This window comes from Streptomyces sp. NBC_00310 (assembly GCF_036208085.1).
In the GTDB taxonomy this organism is placed as follows: domain Bacteria; phylum Actinomycetota; class Actinomycetes; order Streptomycetales; family Streptomycetaceae; genus Streptomyces.
On sequence record NZ_CP130714.1, the window covers coordinates 7750402 to 7768464 of the forward strand.

Below are 18063 nucleotides of genomic sequence, written 5' to 3' on the forward strand. Positions count from 1 at the left end.
TGAGGCGGACAGCCCCTGAAGGGGCGCTCAGCACTCGATGATGTTCACCGCGAGCCCGCCCCGGGCCGTCTCCTCGTACTGGCTCATGACCATGTGAGGGTCGCTGCATTCCATGTGCGGGTGGTGGCGTCACCGTTGAGGAGAGTGTCTGCGAAGGCGGTGACCTGCCGGACGACGTCGGTGAAGCGGTCGGGGTAGCCGGTTGCGGCGGGGCCTTGCCGGCGGCGCCAGGCGGTGTAGGAGGTCTGGCGACGCTCGCCGAGGTCGGTGATCGCGGTGCTGAGGGGTTTCAGGGCGATGCCGCGGTGTGTGGCGGTGGCGGTCAATGCCGTGGTGAGTTCTTGGCCGTCGAGGTCGTTGAGGGTGAGCAGGCGGTAGAGGTCGCCGTAGTCGCGGTCGCGGGTGTTGAGGTCGCCGAGTGAGACGGCGGTGGAGAGTTTCTCGGCGATGACGGTTGCGAGGGGGTAGCCGAGGATCTGGAAGCTCTCCGTCGTGAGCTGCTGCGGGTAGTCGATGATCCGGGGGCCGGGGGTGACAGGGTCGCCGAAGCTGACGTCCAACTGGAGCTTGAGCCGGGCCCGGGCGATGGATGCGGCCATGGACAGACGCAGTCCGTGGTACTCGTCCTCCTCGCGGATGGGGACGGTCTTGAGCGTCGCGGGGTCGAATGTCACTCCGTCGTCGATCCCGGTGGCGGCGATGCCGGCGATCCTGCGGATGATCTCGGCCTCGTTGCCTGGGAACGAGCGGCCGAGGATGTCGATGTCGCGGGTCATCCGACGCGCGCCGAACTGGGCCAGCAGCAAGCCGCCCTTGAGGACGAAGTGGTCGCACCCAAGGGGTGATGCGGCCATGCGGTAGAGGAACCGTTCGAGGACGTAATCGACCATGACCTCGTCCGTGGACCGGCTGTTGCGGCGGGCCAGGTTGCGAAGGTCGTTGTAGACGCGGCCGGCGGTGGTGTCGCGTGTGGGGTTGGCCATCAGGCGAGCACCGCCTCCACGGCGGGGCGGACGACAGAGAGAGCGCCCAACTCGCGTGCGATGTCCTGGAGTTCGCTGACCCCGCCACGGCCGCTCCGGCGCAGATAGCGGCCGAGTGCGGAGAGCGCGAGGGTCTCGCCGATGCGGCTGCGGTGGCGCATCGCGTCGACGACGCAGCGGGCTGCGTTGTACACGGGGACGGTCTCTCCTGGAGCTGCTTCGAACCGTTCGATGCCGAGGGCGAAGGTCTTCGAGGCGTACTGCGCCACCACGGTCGGCGGGTAGGAAATCGTGGGGCGGCGAGTACCGCGCGGCACGGCGATGTGCACTGCTGCGGGGATGTCGTCGATCAGTTCATGCAGGGCCAGGGCGGACTCGCCGCACACGGCGGCGCGTGGAGCCCGCGTGCACACGGCCAGCAGATCTGCGTGCGCGGTCTCTGGTGCGTCTGCCTGTCGGTACACCCCACGGGACAGTTCGTCTATGTCCCCCTTCGCGACCAAGGACGCCAGATCGCGGGGGGAGAGCAGGGCCTGACGTGCCTGCGCCGTCGTGAACGTGGGAGAGAGGCCGGTCAGCCGCTGCTCCAGGCGCGAACGCGAGTTCTCCGCAGCACTCATGTATCCAATAGTACCCCTCAAGTGGGCTTAGGGGATCGATTTGATACATTCTGGCGATGGTCGGCGGTCAGGGCGCATCGGAACAGTGGTCGAGGGTGCCACGAACCCCCAGGTCAGGCGCCCATTCCATGGGATTTCCCGGGGGCTTTTCGCCGACTTTCACACCTGTCCCAGGGGGCATTCCGGGGACTTTCCGCCGGGTGAGCAGAGAAGGCCCCGACAGCGCCGAAAGAAACGAACACGCCGGTCAGGGCCCATCCCCTCAGCACTCGATGATGTTCACCGCGAGACCGCCCCGCGCCGTCTCCTTGTACTTGACGCTCATGTCGGCGCCGGTCTCCTTCATGGTCTTGATGACCTTGTCGAGGGACACCTTGTGGGAGCCGTCGCCGCGCATGGCCATCCTGGCCGCCGTGACGGCCTTCACCGCGGCCATGCCGTTGCGTTCGATGCAGGGGATCTGCACGAGGCCGCCGACGGGGTCGCAGGTGAGGCCGAGGTTGTGTTCCATGCCGATCTCGGCGGCGTTCTCGACCTGTTCGGGGCTGCCGCCGAGGACTTCGGCGAGGGCGCCTGCGGCCATCGAGCAGGCGGAGCCGACCTCGCCCTGACAGCCGACCTCGGCGCCGGAGATGGAGGCGTTCTCCTTGAAGAGCATGCCGATGGCGCCGGCGGCCAGGAGGAAGCGGACCACGCCGTCCTCGTCCGCGCCCGGCACGAAGTTGATGTAGTAGTGCAGGACGGCGGGGATGATGCCGGCCGCGCCGTTGGTGGGGGCCGTGACGACGCGGCCGCCGGCGGCGTTCTCCTCGTTCACGGCCATCGCGTAGAGGGTGATCCACTCCATGGAGCGGGCCAGCGGGTCGCCCTCCGCCCGGAGTTGGCGGGCCGACATGGACGCGCGGCGGCGTACGCGCAGGCCACCGGGGAGGATGCCCTCGCGGGTCATGCCGCGTGAGACGCAGGCCTGCATCACGCGCCAGATGTCGAGGAGGCCGGAGCGGATCTCGTCCTCGGTGCGCCAGGCGCGCTCGTTCTCCAGCATCAGCGCGGAGATCGACAGGCCCGTCTCCTTGGCCACCCGGAGCAGCTCGTCGCCCGTGCGGAAGGGGTACTTGAGGGGCGTGTCGTCGAGTTTGATGCGGTCCGCGCCGACCGCGTCCTCGTCGACGACGAAGCCGCCGCCGACGGAGTAGTACGTCTTCGACAGGAGTTCGGCGCCGTCCGCGTCGTACGCCCAGATCGTCATGCCGTTGGCGTGGTAGGGCAGCGTCTCACGGCGGTGCAGGACCAGGTCCTCGTCGAAGGCGAAGGGGATCTCGTGGTCGCCGAGCAGGCGGATGCGGCCCGATTCCCTGATCGCCTCCACCCGGTCGTCGGCCGACTCGACGTCCACCGTGCGCGGTGAGGCGCCCTCCAGGCCCAGGAGGACGGCCTTGGGGGTGCCGTGGCCGTGACCGGTCGCGCCCAGGGAGCCGTACAGCTCGACGCGCACCGAGGCGACGCCCGCGAGCAGTTCCTCGTTGCGCAGTCGGCGGGCGAACATCCGGGCGGCCCGCATCGGGCCGACCGTGTGGGAGCTGGACGGGCCGATGCCGATCGAGAACAGGTCGAAGACCGAGATGGCCACGGTGACTCCTCAGAACGGGGGAGGGTGGTGCGGGGGGTGGGGCACCGCGCTCACTGCCCAGTGTGCGCGGTGCCCCGGAGAAGCGGGACTACGTACCGGTGAAGCCCGGGTTACTTCCCCAGCCCCGGGTACAGCGGGTGCTTGTCCGCGAGGGCCTTGACCCGGGTCCTGAGGACTTCGGCCTCGTAGGACGGCTTCAGCGCCTCGGCGATGACGTCGGCGACCTCGGTGAAGTCCTCGGCCGTGAAGCCGCGGGTGGCCAGGGCGGGGGTGCCGATGCGCAGGCCGGAGGTGACCATGGGCGGGCGGGGGTCGTTGGGGACCGCGTTGCGGTTGACGGTGATGCCGACCTCGTGGAGGCGGTCCTCGGCCTGCTGCCCGTCCAGCTCGGAGGCGCGCAGGTCGACCAGGATCAGGTGCACGTCGGTGCCGCCGGACAGGACGTCCACGCCGGCCTCACGCGCGTCCGGGGCCGTCAGCCGCTCGGCGAGGATCCGCGCGCCTTCGACGGTGCGGCGCTGGCGCTCCTTGAAGTCCTCCGAGGCAGCGACCTTGAAGGACACCGCCTTCGCGGCGATCACGTGCTCCAGGGGGCCGCCCTGGAAGCCGGGGAAGACGGAGGAGTTCAGCTTCTTCGCGAACTCCTTCTTGGCGAGGATGATCCCGCCGCGCGGACCGCCGAGCGTCTTGTGCGTGGTGGACGTGACCACGTCCGCGTGCTCGACGGGGTTGGGGTGCAGCCCGGCGGCGACCAGGCCCGCGAAGTGCGCCATGTCCACCCACAGATACGCCCCGACCTCGTCGGCGATCCGGCGGAACTCGGCGAAGTCCAGCTGACGCGGGTACGCCGACCAGCCCGCGATGATCACCTTCGGCCGGTGCTCCTTGGCGAGCTTCTCCAGTTCGGCCATGTCGACGAGGCCGGTGGCGGTGTCGACGTGGTAGGCGACGACGTTGAACTGCTTGCCGGAGAAGTTCAGGCGCATGCCGTGGGTGAGGTGGCCGCCGTGGGCGAGGTCCAGGCCGAGGATGGTGTCGCCGGGCTGGGCCAGGGCGAAGAGGGCGGCCTGGTTGGCGGAGGCGCCGGAGTGGGGCTGGACGTTGGCGTACTCGGCGCCGAAGAGGTCCTTGACGCGGTCGATGGCGATCTGTTCGGTGACGTCGACGTGTTCGCAGCCGCCGTAGTAGCGGCGGCCGGGGTAGCCCTCGGCGTACTTGTTGGTGAGGACCGTGCCCTGGGCCTCCATGACCGCGACGGGAGCGAAGTTCTCCGAGGCGATCATCTCCAGGGTGGACTGCTGGCGGTGCAGCTCGGCGTCGACGGCCGCGGCGACCTCCGGGTCCAGCTCGTGCAGGGGCGTGTTCAGCAGCGACATGCGTACGACCTCGTCTTCTCAGCCGGCGGTGTGGGCGACGTACTCGTCGGCGGAGAGCAGATCGTCCGGCTCCTGCGCGACACGTACCTTGAAGAGCCATCCGCCCTCGAACGGGGCGGTGTTCACCAGTGACGGGTCGCTGACGACGTCCTCGTTGATCTCGGTGATCTCACCGGAGACCGGCGAGTACAGGTCGCTGACCGACTTCGTGGACTCCAGTTCGCCGCAGGTCTCGCCCGCGGTCACCGTGGAGCCCACCTCGGGGAGCTGGGCGTAGACGACATCGCCGAGCGCGTTCGCCGCGAACTCCGTGATGCCGACCGTCGAGACGCCGTCCTCGGCGCCCGACAGCCACTCGTGCTCCTTGCTGTAGCGCAGCTGCTGGGGGTTGCTCATGGCCTGAATTCTCCTGTACGCGGGGGAGTGGTGATGAATGGGGGACAGCTGAAACCGCTGTTGAGCAGCGCGGATGTGCCCAGTGTCACGCTCGGGCTCCGCACGGGTGCCGCTTCCGGACGACTTCGCATACGACTTCGCATACGGCTGCGCATGTGACGACGAACCAACGACTACGAAAGTGTCACTTCTGCCGTTTGTAGAACGGCAGCGCCACGACCTCGTACGGCTCGTGGCTGCCCCGGATGTCCACGCCCACACCGGCGGTGCCCGGCGCGGAGTGCGGGGCGTCGACGTACGCCATGGCGATCGGCCTGCCCAGGGTGGGGGAGGGCGCGCCGGAGGTGACCTCGCCGATCACCTTGCCGTCGGCGACGACCGGGTACCCGGCGCGCGGCACCCGGCGGCCCTCGGCGACCAGCCCGACGAGGACACGCGGAGGAGCGACGGCAGCGCGCTCGGCGGCCGCTGCCAGCGCCGTGCGCCCGACGAAGTCGCCCTCCTTCTCGAACTTCACGACCCGCCCGAGCCCGGCGTCGAAGGGCGTCAGCGCGGTGGACAGCTCGTGCCCGTACAGCGGCATCCCCGCCTCCAGGCGCAGCGTGTCCCGGCAGGACAGCCCGCAGGGCACCAGGCCGGTGCCCTCGCCCGCCTTGGTCAGCGCCTGCCACAGCTCGACGGCGTGCTCCGGCTTCACGAACAGCTCGAAGCCGTCCTCACCGGTGTACCCGGTGCGGGCGATCAGCGCGGGGACTCCGGCGACCGTGCCGGGCAGCCCCGCGTAGTACTTCAGACCGTCGAGATCGGCGTCGGTGAGGGAGGCCAGGATCCCGGGCGACTCGGGGCCCTGCACGGCGAGCAGCGCGTACGCGTCCCGGTCGTCCCGCACCTCGGCGTCGAACCCGGCGGAACGCTCGACGAGCGCGTCCAGCACCACCTGGGCGTTGGAGGCGTTCGCGACGACCAGGTAGGTCGAGGATCCGGCCTCCGTGTCCGCCAGCCGGTAGACGATCAGGTCGTCGAGGATGCCGCCGTCCTCGCGGCAGATCATGGTGTAGCGGGCGCGGCCTGGCTTCACCCCGCCGATGTTGCCGACCAGCGCGTGGTCCAGCAGCGCGGCGGCCCGCGGGCCGGAGACGGTGATCTCGCCCATGTGGGAGAGGTCGAAGAGGCCGGCCCTCGTGCGGACGGCGGTGTGCTCGTCGCGTTCGGAGCCGTAGCGCAGGGGCATGTCCCAGCCTGCGAAGTCGGTCATCGTGGCACCGAGCGAGCGATGCAGGGCATCGAGCGCGGTACGGCGCGATCCAGCGGTCGGGCTACTGCTCATCGGTTCTGCTCCCAGGGCATGACAGGCGAGGAAAGATCCTCCCCATCTGTCATCGGAACCTGAGAGGTTCACCACGACCGTACGTACCGGTGGTCGTGACTTGCACCGTGGGTGGAGCCGCCCTCCGTGGAAGAGGAATGCGGCCCGCTTTTCAGATGTGCCTCGCCCGCGCGGTATCTGGGCCTGAGAGATTCAAGGGAGGGACTTGCTCCTTCGGCGCCCCAGCGAACGGCTGCTGGGAGCTCTCCCGCGCGGATTCAAGCGGCCGGTATGCAGTTGGCGGGCACATCATTGCACGCATCGACGCGGTGCGGCAGGGGGACCTTTCACAGAGAGGGACGACGGAGCACAGGCGGACACAGCGGTCCGTAGCACTCTTGTGGCAGGACGAGGACTGAACCAGGAGGGATCGGGCATTACCTTCTCTTTACAATCTGTGGGGATGGGACCTCCAACCCCTGGGGAGGACGATCACGGTGAACAGGACCACGGCATACGCGACGACCTCGGGCATCGCGATGCCCGAGCAGCCCGTCGTACCGGCCGGTGAGGCGTGCGGCCCGTTCCCGAGGGCGGTCGTCCGCGACCTCAGGGAGCGGGCCGGGCGGAGTCCCCACGGGCTGTCCTTCGGACCGGGCGACCTGGTGGTCGTCACCGGGCTGCCCGGCAGCGGCAAGTCGACGCTGATGCGGCGGGCGGTGCCCGGCGTCCGGATCGACTCCCAGGACACCCGCGACCGCTTCGACGCGCGCTTCGCCCGCCATCTGCCGTACGCGCTCTACCGGCCCTTCGTACGCCTCGCCCACTACGCCGGGCTGCGGCGTGCCCTCCGCTCGGGGGAGGGCATCGTCGTGCACGACTGCGGAGCCCAGGCGTGGGTACGAAGTTGGCTCGCGCGCGAGGCCGTAAGGCGGGGCGGCACATTGCACCTGCTGTTGCTCGACGTGACTCCCGGTGAGGCGCGGGACGGGCAGCGGGAGCGGGGGCGGGGGGTGTCGCGCTACGCCTTCGCCCGGCACCGGGGCGCCATGACCCGGCTGCTGAGTGCGGTGGAGAAGGGGCGGCTGCCGCAGGGGTGTGGGGCGGCGGTGATCATTGACCGGGCCGCCGCGGATGCGCTGAAGCGGATCGACTTCGTGGGGTGAGATCGCGGGGAGGGCTCGGGGGGTGCGGGTGCGTGGTGGTTGATTCCGCGGTTCCCCGCGCCCCTTCAGGGGTGCCCGGGGCGGCCGGGGCGTTAAGGTGCAGCTACAACAGCATCACGGAGCAAAGCGGTAGGCAGCAGATGGACTTCCCGGCGGACTTTCCGGCACAGGCGTATCCCCATGGGCACGGCGGGTGGCCCGGCAATGAGCTGGAGGAGGTGCTGTCCGCGTCTCTCGGGGTGCCCCAGGCCGGGGCGCGCATCGTGGAGGTGCTTGCCCGCAGCTTCGTGTGGGTGCCGCTGCCGGAGGGCGGCGGTCCGCACAGCGGTCAGCTGGACCTGCCCACGATGGAGTTCGACGGGCAGGCGTACGTGCCGGTCTTCAGCTCCGAGGAGCAGTTCCGCCAGGTCGTCGGCAACCACATGTCGTACACCATCGCCCCGGCGGTCGAGTTCGCGCGCGGTCTGCCCCCGCAGATCGGCCTCGCCCTGAACCCGGACGGTGTCGTGGGCATCCCGCTGCCGCCGCCCGCCGTGGCCGAGCTGTGCCGGGCCGGGCGGACCACACTGGACGGATCGGCGAGCGGCGCCCGGGTACGGCTGTTCGAGCCGGACTGGCAGGACGACCCCGTGGACTTCCTCGCCGCCGCCTCGGCCGAGTTCGCCGGAATCGGAGTGGTCCTCTCCGCCCGCCGCTGCCTCGCCTCCATCGAGACCGCCGACCCCGTCATGTTCATCGGCGTCGACCTGGCCTCCTGGGAGGCCGACCGCGCCCTCCCCCTCGCCGCCCTCGGCCGAGCGCTCACCAAGACACCCGTCCCCTGGCCGGTCAACATGGTCTTCCTGGACGTGGCGCAGGACCCGGTGGGCGACTGGCTCCGTGAAAAAGTACGACCCTTCTACCAACAGGGTTACTGACCAGTTCTTTCAGGGGCGCGGGGAACGGCGCGACCAGCCACGACGGCGCCGCGACCCGCGACGCACAACAACCCCCGAGCCCTGACCGGCTCAACCCGCACACCACCTAAGCTGTTTCCTATAACCAGGGTCCAACACCGAAGGGCGGCCAACGTGAGCGCGAGCGGCAGCCGCATCGCCACCGGGCAGGTCGAGCACATGCTGCGCCAGGTGACGCCCGGGCGTTACGACGCCTACGAGGCGCTGCTGCGTGCCCTCGCGACCCCGTCCTCCGGCCAGGTCTGGATGCTGCTCTGGCACGGCCAGGGCGGCTCCCCGGACGCGCAGTACGGGAACATGGAGGTCGACGGGTTCAACTACGCCCCGTGCGTCACCTCCGCCCAGGAGCTCTCCGCCAGTGGCTGGAACCGCAGTTACGAGGTGGTCGACGGCCTCGACGTGGCCCGCACCCTCTACCCCGACCACTACGGCCTCTGGCTCAACCCGCACGCGCCGGGCGGCGGCGTCGGCATCCCCTGGCTCGACCTGCGCCGGATCGCCACGGGCCTGGAGCGGCAGCCCGCGGGCCCGCTCCGGCTGTCCGAACCGGCCATCGAGATCCCGCAGTTCTACGCCCTGCTGACGCAGAACGCCCACCGCACGTCCGCCGTGCGTTCGCTGCGCCGCGCCTGGGTGCAGCCCGCGCTCGGCGCGCCGTACCTGGCCATCGGCCTCGACGTGTACGACACCTCGCCGCCGGCCGTCGATTCCGTGCGCGCGATGATGCAGCAGTCCATCGGCGCGGTCCCGGACGGCCTGCCCGTCTCCACCGTCGCCATGTCCGACGAGTACGACCCGGTCGCCATGTGGCTCCGCGCCGCGGCCCGTCCGTTCTACGACCGCGAGGCCCACGCGGCGCCGGCCCAGGCCCCCGCGGCGGGCGGATACGGGTACCCGAGCGGCTACTGAGCCCGCGCAACGCGGACCGGAGCCCCGTGCGGACGATGAGGGGCGATCCGGACATGACGGTCCTGTCCGGTGACCTGGACCACAGGTGACCGCCGTGCCCACCGCTCAACAGAGCGTCACGTCCGGATAGCGGAACCCTGCTGGCCACATCACGGTTGCGCATACATTCGCCGTCAAGTCTGGTGCCTGATCGCGCGACCGTTGAAGACTCCCCCAGAGCGATGGGGGGATCCGGCGAACGCGCTGTTCATACGGCGAAGTTCCGTGCCGCGCCCCCTCTCGTACCCAGCAGTAGTCACAGAGCAAGAGAGCAGCAGTGGTGACGGACCGCACCGTAGACCCGGGCGGCCGTCAGGCACAGTCGGCAACCACCGGCACGGGCAAGCACGAGGGACGATGACCGCACCCATAGAGACGACCGGATCGCAGGCCGAGGCGCAGCCCGAAGCCGTGCTGGAAGGTGTCGAGGCCAAGAAGATCGAGGGCCGTTCGCTCGGCCAGATCGCCTGGACCCGCTTCAAGCGCGACAAGGTGGCGGTCGCCGGCGGTGTCGTCGTCGTCCTGCTGATCCTGATCGCGGCGCTCTCCCGGCCGCTGCAGTCGCTGCTGGGGCTCGACCCCAACGCCTTCAACCAGGATCTGATCGACCCCAACACATCGCTGCCCAAGGGTGACTTCGGCGGGATGAGCTGGGACCACCCGCTCGGTGTCGAGCCGAAGTTCGGCCGCGACATCCTCGCCCGCATCCTGGAGGGCTCCTGGGTCTCCCTGGTCGTGGCCTTCGGCGCGACGATCCTCTCCAACGCCATCGGTGTGGTGCTGGGTCTGGTCGCCGGGTACTACGGCGGCCGGGTGGACACGATCGTGAGCCGGCTGATGGACACCTTCCTGGCGTTCCCGCTGCTGCTCTTCGCCATCGCCATCTCCGCGACGCTCCAGGGCGGCGCCTTCGGTCTCGAGGGACTGCCGCTGCACATCTCGGTGCTGATCTTCGTCATCGGCTTCTTCAACTGGCCGTACATGGGGCGCATCGTGCGCGGTCAGACCCTGGCGCTGCGCGAGCGGGAGTTCATCGACGCCTCGCGGGGGATGGGGGCGGGCGGCCCGTACGTCCTGTTCAAGGAACTGCTGCCCAACCTCGTCGCGCCGATCATCGTCTACTCGACCCTGCTCATCCCGACCAACATCATCTTCGAGGCGTCGCTCAGCTTCCTCGGCGTCGGGATCCAGCCGCCGCAGGCCTCCTGGGGCGGCATGCTCAACCAGGCGGTCGACTTCTTCGAGGTCGACCCGCAGTACATGATCGTTCCCGGCCTCGCGATCTTCATCACGGTGCTGGCCTTCAACCTTCTCGGTGACGGCCTCCGGGACGCCCTCGACCCCCGCAGCCGCTGACGTCTGCGACCGCGGCCCGGTTGTGGCCCCAAGTCCCACTCAACTGTCCAACTACGAAGGGGAAACCGACCATCATGCGAAGGTCAGCAATGGCCGCTGTCGCGGTTGTGAGCAGCGCCGGCCTGCTTCTGTCCGCCTGCAGCAAGGCGGACGACGGTACGGACACCCCCAAGGGCGCCGGCGCCAACGCCGCGACCAAGGGTGTCGTCAACGAGTCCACGGCGAAGGGCGGCACGGTCACCTACGCCAGCTCCGACGCCCCCGAGTCCCTCGACCCGGGCAACATGTACTACGCGTACGGCTTCAACTTCAGCCGCCTCTACGCGCGTCCGCTGATGACGTTCAAGCCCGGCGCGGGCGAGGCGGGCAACGAGCTCGTCCCGGACCTGGCCGAGAGCGCGGGCACGCCCAGCGACGGCGGCAAGACCTGGACGTACAAGATCCGTCAGGGCGTCAAGTTCGAGGACGGCACCGTCGTCACCTCGAAGGACGTCAAGTACGCGGTCGAGCGCTCGAACTTCGCGCGTGACGTGCTCTCCTCGGGCCCCAACTACTTCCAGCAGCTGCTTGACGGCGGGGACAAGTACAAGGGCCCGTACAAGGACAAGAACGAGGCGGGCATCTCGTCCCTCGAGACGCCGGACGACAACACCATCGTCTTCAAGCTCAACAAGCCCTTCGCCGACTTCGACTACCTGGCGAGCATGCCGCAGACGGCCCCGGTGCCGAAGGCCAAGGACACCGGTGTCGACTACACCAAGAAGGTCGTCTCCACCGGCTCGTACAAGTTCCAGAAGTACGACGAGGGCAAGCAGATAGTCCTGGTGCGCAACCCGGAGTGGGACGCCAAGACGGACCCGCTGCGCAAGCAGTACCCGGAAAAGATCGTGGTGAACCTGAAGGTCAACAAGGCCACCATCGACAAGGACGTCATGTCCGGCGACACCATGATCGACATCCAGGGCACCGGTGTCGACGCCCAGACCCAGGCCCAGGTCCTCAAGGACAAGGACCAGCTGGCCAACACGGACAACGCGCTCGGCGGCCGTCTCGTCTACACGGCGATCAACACCAAGGTGGCGCCGTTCGACAACGTCGATTGCCGCAAGGCCGTGCAGTACGCGATCGACAAGACCGCCGTGCAGACCGCCATGGGCGGCCCGATCCGCGGTGACATCGCCTCCACCGTCCTGCCCACCGACGTCTCGGGCTACGAGAAGGCCGACACGTACGCCACCCCGGACAACAAGGGTGACGTCGCCAAGGCCAAGGAGAGCCTGAAGGCCTGCGGCAAGGAGGGCGGCTTCAAGACCTCCATCTCCGCCCGCACCGACCGTCAGGGCGAGGTCGACGCGGCCACCGCGATCGTCGAGGCGCTGAAGAAGGTCGGCATCGAGGCCGACATCAAGCAGTACCCGTCGGGCAAGTACTTCTCCGACTACGCGGGCGTGCCGAAGTTCAACAAGAAGAACAACATCGGCCTCATCATGATGCAGTGGGGTGCCGACTGGCCGACCGGCTACGGCTTCCTGCAGCAGATCGTGCACGGCAAGGCCATCGGCGAGTCCGGTAACACCAACCTCTCCGAGCTGGACGACCCGGCGATCAACAAGCTGCTGGACGACGCGATCGGCAACACGGACGAGGCCGCCCGCACCGCCGCGTACACCGAGGTCGACAAGAAGGTCATGGAGCAGGCCGCCATCGTGCCCCTGACCTACTTCAAGGTCCTGCTGTACCGCTCGCCGTACGCCACCAACCTGGTGTCGTCCTCGGCCTTCAGCGGTCAGTACGACTACCTCAACATCGGTGTCAAGGAAAAGAAGTAGCCCCGGAAGGCAGGTGAAGGCATTGGCGCCCGCGGGTGAGCACACCCGCGGGCGCCGGCGCCGGTCCTCGTGATCTCGTACATCATCCGCCGGACGATCGCGGCGGTGATCCTGCTGCTCGTCGTCACCGCGGTCACCTTCGGCATCTTCTTCATCCTGCCGAAACTCGCCGGGCAGACCGCCGACCAGCTGGCACAGCAGTACATCGGCAAGAACCCCTCGCCCGCGGACATCGCGGCGGTCAAGCGGAACCTCGGCCTGGACCAGCCGGTCTACGAGCAGTACTGGAACTTCATCAAGGGCATCGTCTCCGGTGCCACGTACGACCTGGGCCCCACCACGGTCCGCTGTGACGCCCCCTGCTTCGGCTACTCCTTCAAGGACCACCTGGAGGTCTGGCCGCAGCTCACCACCCGCCTGCCGGTGACCATCTCGCTCGCCGCCGGTGCCGCCGTGCTGTGGCTGGTGGGCGGTATCACGGCCGGTGTCATCTCGGCCCTGAAGCCCGGCTCGTTCTTCGACCGGGCCGCCATGGGCGTGGCACTCGCCGGTGTCTCCCTGCCCATGTTCTTCACCGGACAGCTCGCCCTGCTGCTGTTCAGCTACCAGCTGGAGATCTTCGGCCGGACGTACGTCCCCTTCACCGAGAACCCCTCGCAGTGGGCCAACACCCTCTTCCTGCCGTGGTGTTCGCTGGCGCTCCTCTACTCGGCCATCTACGCCCGGCTCACCCGCTCGGGCATGCTGGAGACGATGAACGAGGACTACATCCGCACCGCTCGGGCCAAGGGCCTCGGCGAGCGCAAGGTGGTCGTGAAGCACGGTCTGCGGGCCGCGCTGACCCCGCTGGTGACGGTCTTCGGCATGGACGTCGGCCTGCTCCTCGGCGGTGCCCTCATCACCGAGACCGTGTTCTCCCTGCACGGCATCGGCGAGTACGCGGTCCAGTCGATCAGCGCCAACGACCTGCCCCCGATCCTCGGGGTGACCCTGCTCGCGGCGTTCTTCGTCGTCTTCATGAACCTTGTGGTGGACCTGCTGTACGCCACGATCGACCCGCGGGTGAGGCTCTCGTGACCGAACTGTCCAAGACCGGGGCCGCCGTCGGCGAGCCCGCACGCGCCGGGGACGCCCCCGAGGCGTTCCTCGAAGTGCGCGACCTCAAGGTGCACTTCCCGACCGACGACGGCCTGGTCAAGTCCGTCGACGGCCTCTCCTTCCAGCTGGAGAAGGGCAAGACCCTCGGCATCGTGGGCGAGTCCGGCTCCGGCAAGTCGGTGACCTCGCTGGCGATCATGGGTCTGCACCGGCTCGGGGCACGGGGCAAGAACGTCCAGATGTCCGGCGAGATCTGGCTCGACGGCAAGGAACTCGTCGGGGCGAGCCCCGACGAGGTGCGCCGGCTGCGCGGCCGCGAGATGGCGATGATCTTCCAGGATCCGCTGTCCGCGATGCACCCGTACTACAAGGTCGGCAGCCAGATCGTCGAGGCGTACCGCGTCCACCACGACGTGAGCAAGAAGGTGGCCCGCAAGCGCGCCGTCGAACTCCTCGACCGCGTCGGCATACCGGAGCCCCACAAGCGGGTCGACGGCTACCCGCACGAGTTCTCCGGCGGTATGCGCCAGCGCGCCATGATCGCGATGGCCCTGGTGAACAACCCCGAGCTGCTGATCGCCGACGAGCCCACCACCGCCCTGGACGTCACCGTCCAGGCGCAGATCCTGGACCTCATCCGGGACCTGCAGAAGGAGTTCGGCTCCGCGGTCATCATCATCACGCACGACCTCGGCGTGGTCGCCGAGATCGCCGACGACATCCTCGTGATGTACGGCGGCCGCTGCGTGGAGCGCGGGCCGGTCGACGACATCTTCTACGAGCCGCAGCACCCCTACACCTGGGGCCTGCTCGGCTCGATGCCGCGCCTCGACCGCGCGCAGACCGACCGGCTCATCCCGGTCAAGGGCCAGCCGCCGAGCCTCATCAACGTGCCCTCGGGCTGCGCCTTCAACCCGCGCTGCCCCTACGCGGACGTGCCCAAGGACAACATCACCCGCACCGAGCGCCCCGAGCTGCGTGAGGTCGGCGGCCGGCACTTCACCGCCTGCCACCTGTCGCAGGAGGACCGTACGCGGATCTGGACCGAAGAGATTGCGCCGAAGCTGTGAGCGAGACTGAGACCCGGGCCCCCGTGCCGGCCCCGCGCGACGACGACGAGAAACCGCTGCTCAGGGTCGAGGGCCTGGTCAAGCACTTCCCCATCAAGAAGGGCCTGCTCCAGCGGCAGGTCGGGGCGGTCAAGGCGGTCGACGGCATCGACTTCGAGGTGCGCCGGGGCGAGACCCTCGGCGTCGTCGGCGAGTCCGGCTGCGGCAAGTCGACCATGGGCCGGCTCATCACCCGCCTCCTGGAACCGTCCGGCGGGAAGATCGAGTTCGACGGCACGGACATCACGCACCTGGGCACCGCCGGCATGCGCCCGCTCCGCCGCGACGTGCAGATGATCTTCCAGGACCCGTACGGCTCGCTGAACCCCCGGCACACCATCGGCACGATCGTCTCGGCGCCGTTCAAGCTCCAGGGCGTGGAGCCCGAGGGCGGGGTGAAGAAGGAGGTCCAGCGCCTCCTGGAGCTGGTGGGCCTGAGCCCCGAGCACTACAACCGCTATCCGCACGAGTTCTCCGGCGGACAGCGCCAGCGGATCGGCATCGCCCGCGCGCTCGCCCTGAAGCCCCGGATGGTCGTCGCCGACGAGCCGGTCTCCGCGCTCGACGTGTCCATCCAGGCCCAGGTCGTCAACCTGATGGACGACCTCCAGGACGAGCTCGGCCTGACGTACGTGATCATCGCGCACGACCTGTCGGTGGTCCGCCACGTCTCCGACCGCATCGCGGTGATGTACCTCGGCAAGATCGTGGAGCTGGCCGACCGGGACTCCCTGTACACGGCGCCGATGCACCCGTACACCAAGGCGCTGCTCTCGGCCGTGCCGATCCCGGACCCCAAGCGCCGCAGCGCCAAGAGCGAGCGCATCCTGCTCCAGGGCGACGTGCCCTCGCCGATAGCGCCGCCGAGCGGCTGCCGCTTCCACACCCGGTGCTGGAAGGCCACGCAGGTCTGCACGACCACCGAGCCGCCCCTCGCCGAGCTGAAGCCGGGGCAGCGGGTCGCCTGCCACCACCCCGAGAACTTCGAGGACCAGCAGCCCCAGGACGTCGTCCTGCTGACGGCCGCGAAGCAGGCGGCCCAGCTCGTACCGGAATCGGTCAAGAAGCCCGAGGCTCCGACAGGGACCAGTGCCGTCGGCAAGGAGGCCGGTGCCGTCAAGGAGACCGGTGCCGGCAAGGAGGCCGAGGTCGTGGACAAGACCGAGGTCGTCGAGAAGACCGAGGTCGCCAAAGAAACCGACGAGAAGTAAGCGATAACGAGCCCTCGCCTTGCAATGTAAGGCGGGGGTTCGCTATTGGGTCACAATGTGAGGGTGCTCCAGCAACTCTTCAGCCCCTCCGTCCAGCACACGCTCGACCTGGTCGGCATCTTCGTCTTCGCCATCTCGGGCGCGCTGCTGGCCGTCCGCAAGAACTTCGACGTCTTCGGCATCGCCGTCCTCGCCGAGGTCACCGCGCTCGGCGGCGGACTGTTCCGGGACCTGGTCATCGGCGCCGTACCGCCGGCCGCCTTCACCGACCTCGGCTACTTCCTCACGCCGCTGCTCGCCGCCCTCCTCGTCTTCTTCCTCCACCCGCACGTGGAGCGCATCCAGACCGGGGTGAACGTCTTCGACGCGGCCGGTCTCGGCCTGTTCTGCGTCGCGGGCACGACGAAGGCGTACGAGTACGGGCTCGGCCTGACCGCCTCCGCCGCCCTCGGCCTCGCCACGGGCGTCGGCGGTGGTGTGCTGCGGGACGTCCTCGCCAACGAGGTGCCCTCGCTGCTGCGCTGGGACCGCGACCTGTACGCCGTGCCCGCGATGGTCGGTGCCGGGATGGTCGTCCTGTGCATCCGCCTCGACGCCCTGAACCCGTTCACCTCGGCCCTCGCCGCGATCACGGGCTTCGCGCTGCGACTGCTGGCGATGCGCTACCACTGGCGGGCGCCGAGGGCATGGAACCGGCGGTCCTCGGCGGTCGAGGAGAGCTGAGACGAAACGTCTCCGCAATGCATAAAGCTACCGCTTAGTAATCGCCTGTTGTACGGTTCACCCATGCCCGAAGCAGCTTTCGTACAGGCCACCATCGGCGACAGCGAGTTCGACCGGGACACCGCGGTCACCCTGCGGGAACCCGGCGTCTACGACATCGACCTCTCCGCCGGCTGGACCATCACCGGCGCCGTCAACGGCGGCTACCTGCTGGCCGTCCTGGGCCGCGCCCTCGCCGACGCGCTCCCGCACGACGACCCGTTCACGATCTCCGCGTACTACCTGACCGCCTCCCGGCCGGGCCCCGCGGTCGTCCGCACGGACGTCGTCCGCACCGGACGGACCCTGTCGACCGGCCAGGCCTCCCTCTTCCAGTACGACGACGAGGGCCGCGAGGTCGAGCGGATACGCGTCCTCGCCTCCTACGGCGATCTGGGCTCCCTCCCGGACGACGTCCGTACGACGGCGAAGGCACCCGCGATCCCGCCGATCGAGCAGTGCTTCGGCCCGCAGGACGCCCCCGGCCCCGTCCCCGGCGGCTCCGCGATCGCCGACCGGCTGTTCCTCAAGCTCGACCCCGCGACGCTCGGCTGGGCGCTCGGCGCACCGTCCGGAAACGGCGAGATGCGGTCCTGGTTCGGGCTCGCCGACGGCCGCGACGCCGACCCGTTCTCCCTGCTCCTCGCCGTGGACGCGCTGCCGCCGACCGCCTTCGAGCTGGGCATCATGGGCTGGGCCCCGACGATCGAGTTGACCGTCCACGTCCGCTGCCGCCCCGCGCCGGGGCCGCTCCGGGTCTCCATCACCACCCGCAACCTCGCCGGCGGTTTCCTGGAGGAGGACGCCGAGGTCTGGGACAGCGCCGACCGGCTGGTCGCGCAGTCGCGGCAGCTGGCGCGCGTCCGGCTGTCGGACTGAGCGGCCCGCGGCCCGGCCGGGCCGCCATCCTGCCGTAGGCGTCGGCCCCTTCGGGGGCCGTCACCGCCTCCCCGAACGGCCCCTCGCGCGCCCCGTCCGGGAGGACGCCCCGCGCCCTCGCCGGGGCGTACTCGGCCGGCTCCGGTTCGAGCGCGAGCGGTCGGCCCGGGCCCGCGGGATCCCGGCCCTGATCTCCTCGTACGCTTCCGGTCGGCCGACCGTCGTCCGCTTCCGGCCGGCCGTCGTCCGCCACCCCGTCGGCGAACATCCGTACGGCCGGCCCGTCACCGCCCTCGCCGACGACCGCCCTCGCCGACGACCGCGATCCGTTGCGGGCCGCCGACGAGGTGACTGGGCAAGGCCGGCGTGCGGTCCGTCCTGGACGATCCCGTCAGGCGCCGTGCGGGCGTCGAACTCGGCGATACCTGGGAAGAGTTG

Annotated in this window: 16 protein-coding genes and 1 riboswitch; of the genes, 10 read left to right on the plus strand and 6 right to left on the minus strand. The window is 69.4% G+C overall.

Features of this window, described 5'->3' with window-relative positions; genetic code table 11:
• Positions 1–83: 83 nt before the first annotated feature.
• The 6 genes from OG202_RS34045 to gcvT all read right to left on the minus strand — a co-directional run bounded on the left by OG202_RS34045 (position 84) and on the right by gcvT (position 6332).
• Positions 84–983 (minus strand): nucleotidyl transferase AbiEii/AbiGii toxin family protein, encoded by a 900-nt coding sequence (locus OG202_RS34045; RefSeq protein WP_327727727.1) that lies wholly within the window; start codon positions 981–983, stop codon positions 84–86.
• Positions 983–1603 (minus strand): type IV toxin-antitoxin system AbiEi family antitoxin domain-containing protein, encoded by a 621-nt coding sequence (locus OG202_RS34050; RefSeq protein ID WP_327727726.1) that lies wholly within the window; start codon positions 1601–1603, stop codon positions 983–985. The genes OG202_RS34045 and OG202_RS34050 overlap by 1 nt, the downstream gene beginning before the upstream one ends.
• A 262-nt stretch (positions 1604–1865) precedes the next feature.
• Positions 1866–3233, minus strand: coding sequence for an L-serine ammonia-lyase (locus OG202_RS34055; protein ID WP_327727725.1), 1368 nt, complete (start codon positions 3231–3233; stop codon positions 1866–1868).
• Between the two features lie 110 nt (positions 3234–3343).
• Positions 3344–4609: a serine hydroxymethyltransferase gene (glyA, locus tag OG202_RS34060; protein WP_327727724.1), complete on the minus strand. Its 1266-nt coding sequence runs from the start codon at positions 4607–4609 to the stop codon at positions 3344–3346.
• Between the two features lie 18 nt (positions 4610–4627).
• Positions 4628–5005, minus strand: coding sequence for a glycine cleavage system protein GcvH (gcvH, locus tag OG202_RS34065; RefSeq protein WP_327727723.1), 378 nt, complete (start codon positions 5003–5005; stop codon positions 4628–4630).
• Positions 5006–5189: 184 nt separating this feature from the next.
• Positions 5190–6332: a glycine cleavage system aminomethyltransferase GcvT gene (gene gcvT, locus OG202_RS34070; protein ID WP_327727722.1), complete on the minus strand. Its 1143-nt coding sequence runs from the start codon at positions 6330–6332 to the stop codon at positions 5190–5192.
• 161 nt (positions 6333–6493) lie between these two features.
• Positions 6494–6592, minus strand: a riboswitch (glycine riboswitch).
• A gap of 216 nt (positions 6593–6808) precedes the next feature.
• On the opposite strand from gcvT, the gene OG202_RS34075 reads away from it, so the two are divergent.
• The 10 genes from OG202_RS34075 to OG202_RS34120 all read left to right on the plus strand — a co-directional run bounded on the left by OG202_RS34075 (position 6809) and on the right by OG202_RS34120 (position 17625).
• Complete coding sequence (locus OG202_RS34075) at positions 6809–7477, plus strand: AAA family ATPase (RefSeq protein WP_326577153.1); 669 nt, start codon at positions 6809–6811, stop codon at positions 7475–7477.
• Between the two features lie 140 nt (positions 7478–7617).
• The gene (locus tag OG202_RS34080; protein ID WP_326577151.1) at positions 7618–8394 is read left to right on the plus strand and encodes an enhanced serine sensitivity protein SseB; all 777 of its coding nucleotides are present in this window, start codon (positions 7618–7620) and stop codon (positions 8392–8394) included.
• 153 nt (positions 8395–8547) lie between these two features.
• Positions 8548–9342, plus strand: coding sequence for an enhanced serine sensitivity protein SseB C-terminal domain-containing protein (locus tag OG202_RS34085; protein ID WP_326577150.1), 795 nt, complete (start codon positions 8548–8550; stop codon positions 9340–9342).
• Positions 9343–9738: 396 nt separating this feature from the next.
• Positions 9739–10737: an ABC transporter permease gene (locus tag OG202_RS34090; RefSeq protein ID WP_326577148.1), complete on the plus strand. Its 999-nt coding sequence runs from the start codon at positions 9739–9741 to the stop codon at positions 10735–10737.
• A 74-nt stretch (positions 10738–10811) separates the two neighbouring features.
• Positions 10812–12566 carry an ABC transporter substrate-binding protein gene (locus tag OG202_RS34095; RefSeq protein ID WP_327750217.1) on the plus strand — a complete coding sequence of 585 codons (1755 nt, stop codon included), beginning with the start codon at positions 10812–10814 and terminating at the stop codon, positions 12564–12566.
• Positions 12567–12635: 69 nt separating this feature from the next.
• Positions 12636–13643: an ABC transporter permease gene (locus OG202_RS34100; protein ID WP_327727720.1), complete on the plus strand. Its 1008-nt coding sequence runs from the start codon at positions 12636–12638 to the stop codon at positions 13641–13643.
• On the plus strand, positions 13640–14734 hold the full coding sequence (locus tag OG202_RS34105) for an ABC transporter ATP-binding protein (RefSeq protein WP_326577142.1): 1095 nt from the start codon (positions 13640–13642) through the stop codon (positions 14732–14734). The genes OG202_RS34100 and OG202_RS34105 overlap by 4 nt, the downstream gene beginning before the upstream one ends.
• A complete protein-coding gene (locus OG202_RS34110) occupies positions 14731–15984 on the plus strand; it encodes an ABC transporter ATP-binding protein (protein WP_327727719.1) in 1254 nt (417 codons plus the stop codon). Before OG202_RS34105 ends, OG202_RS34110 begins: the two co-directional genes overlap by 4 nt.
• A 63-nt stretch (positions 15985–16047) precedes the next feature.
• A complete protein-coding gene (locus tag OG202_RS34115; RefSeq protein WP_327727718.1) occupies positions 16048–16707 on the plus strand; it encodes a trimeric intracellular cation channel family protein in 660 nt (219 codons plus the stop codon).
• Positions 16708–16770: 63 nt separating this feature from the next.
• Complete coding sequence (locus OG202_RS34120; protein ID WP_327727717.1) at positions 16771–17625, plus strand: thioesterase family protein; 855 nt, start codon at positions 16771–16773, stop codon at positions 17623–17625.
• Positions 17626–18063: the final 438 nt, after the last annotated feature.

Excerpts from the sequence above, each read along its gene's own strand:
- OG202_RS34045 (WP_327727727.1), bottom strand. The coding sequence starts at position 983 with ATGGCCAACCCCACACGCGACACCACCGCCGGCCGCGTCTACAACGAC.
- OG202_RS34050 (WP_327727726.1), bottom strand. The coding sequence starts at position 1,603 with ATGAGTGCTGCGGAGAACTCGCGTTCGCGCCTGGAGCAGCGGCTGACC.
- glyA (WP_327727724.1), bottom strand. The coding sequence starts at position 4,609 with ATGTCGCTGCTGAACACGCCCCTGCACGAGCTGGACCCGGAGGTCGCC.
- gcvH (WP_327727723.1), bottom strand. The coding sequence starts at position 5,005 with ATGAGCAACCCCCAGCAGCTGCGCTACAGCAAGGAGCACGAGTGGCTG.
- gcvT (WP_327727722.1), bottom strand. The coding sequence starts at position 6,332 with ATGAGCAGTAGCCCGACCGCTGGATCGCGCCGTACCGCGCTCGATGCC.
- OG202_RS34080 (WP_326577151.1), top strand. The coding sequence starts at position 7,618 with ATGGACTTCCCGGCGGACTTTCCGGCACAGGCGTATCCCCATGGGCAC.
- OG202_RS34090 (WP_326577148.1), top strand. The coding sequence starts at position 9,739 with ATGACCGCACCCATAGAGACGACCGGATCGCAGGCCGAGGCGCAGCCC.
- OG202_RS34095 (WP_327750217.1), top strand. The coding sequence starts at position 10,812 with ATGCGAAGGTCAGCAATGGCCGCTGTCGCGGTTGTGAGCAGCGCCGGC.
- OG202_RS34120 (WP_327727717.1), top strand. The coding sequence starts at position 16,771 with ATGCCCGAAGCAGCTTTCGTACAGGCCACCATCGGCGACAGCGAGTTC.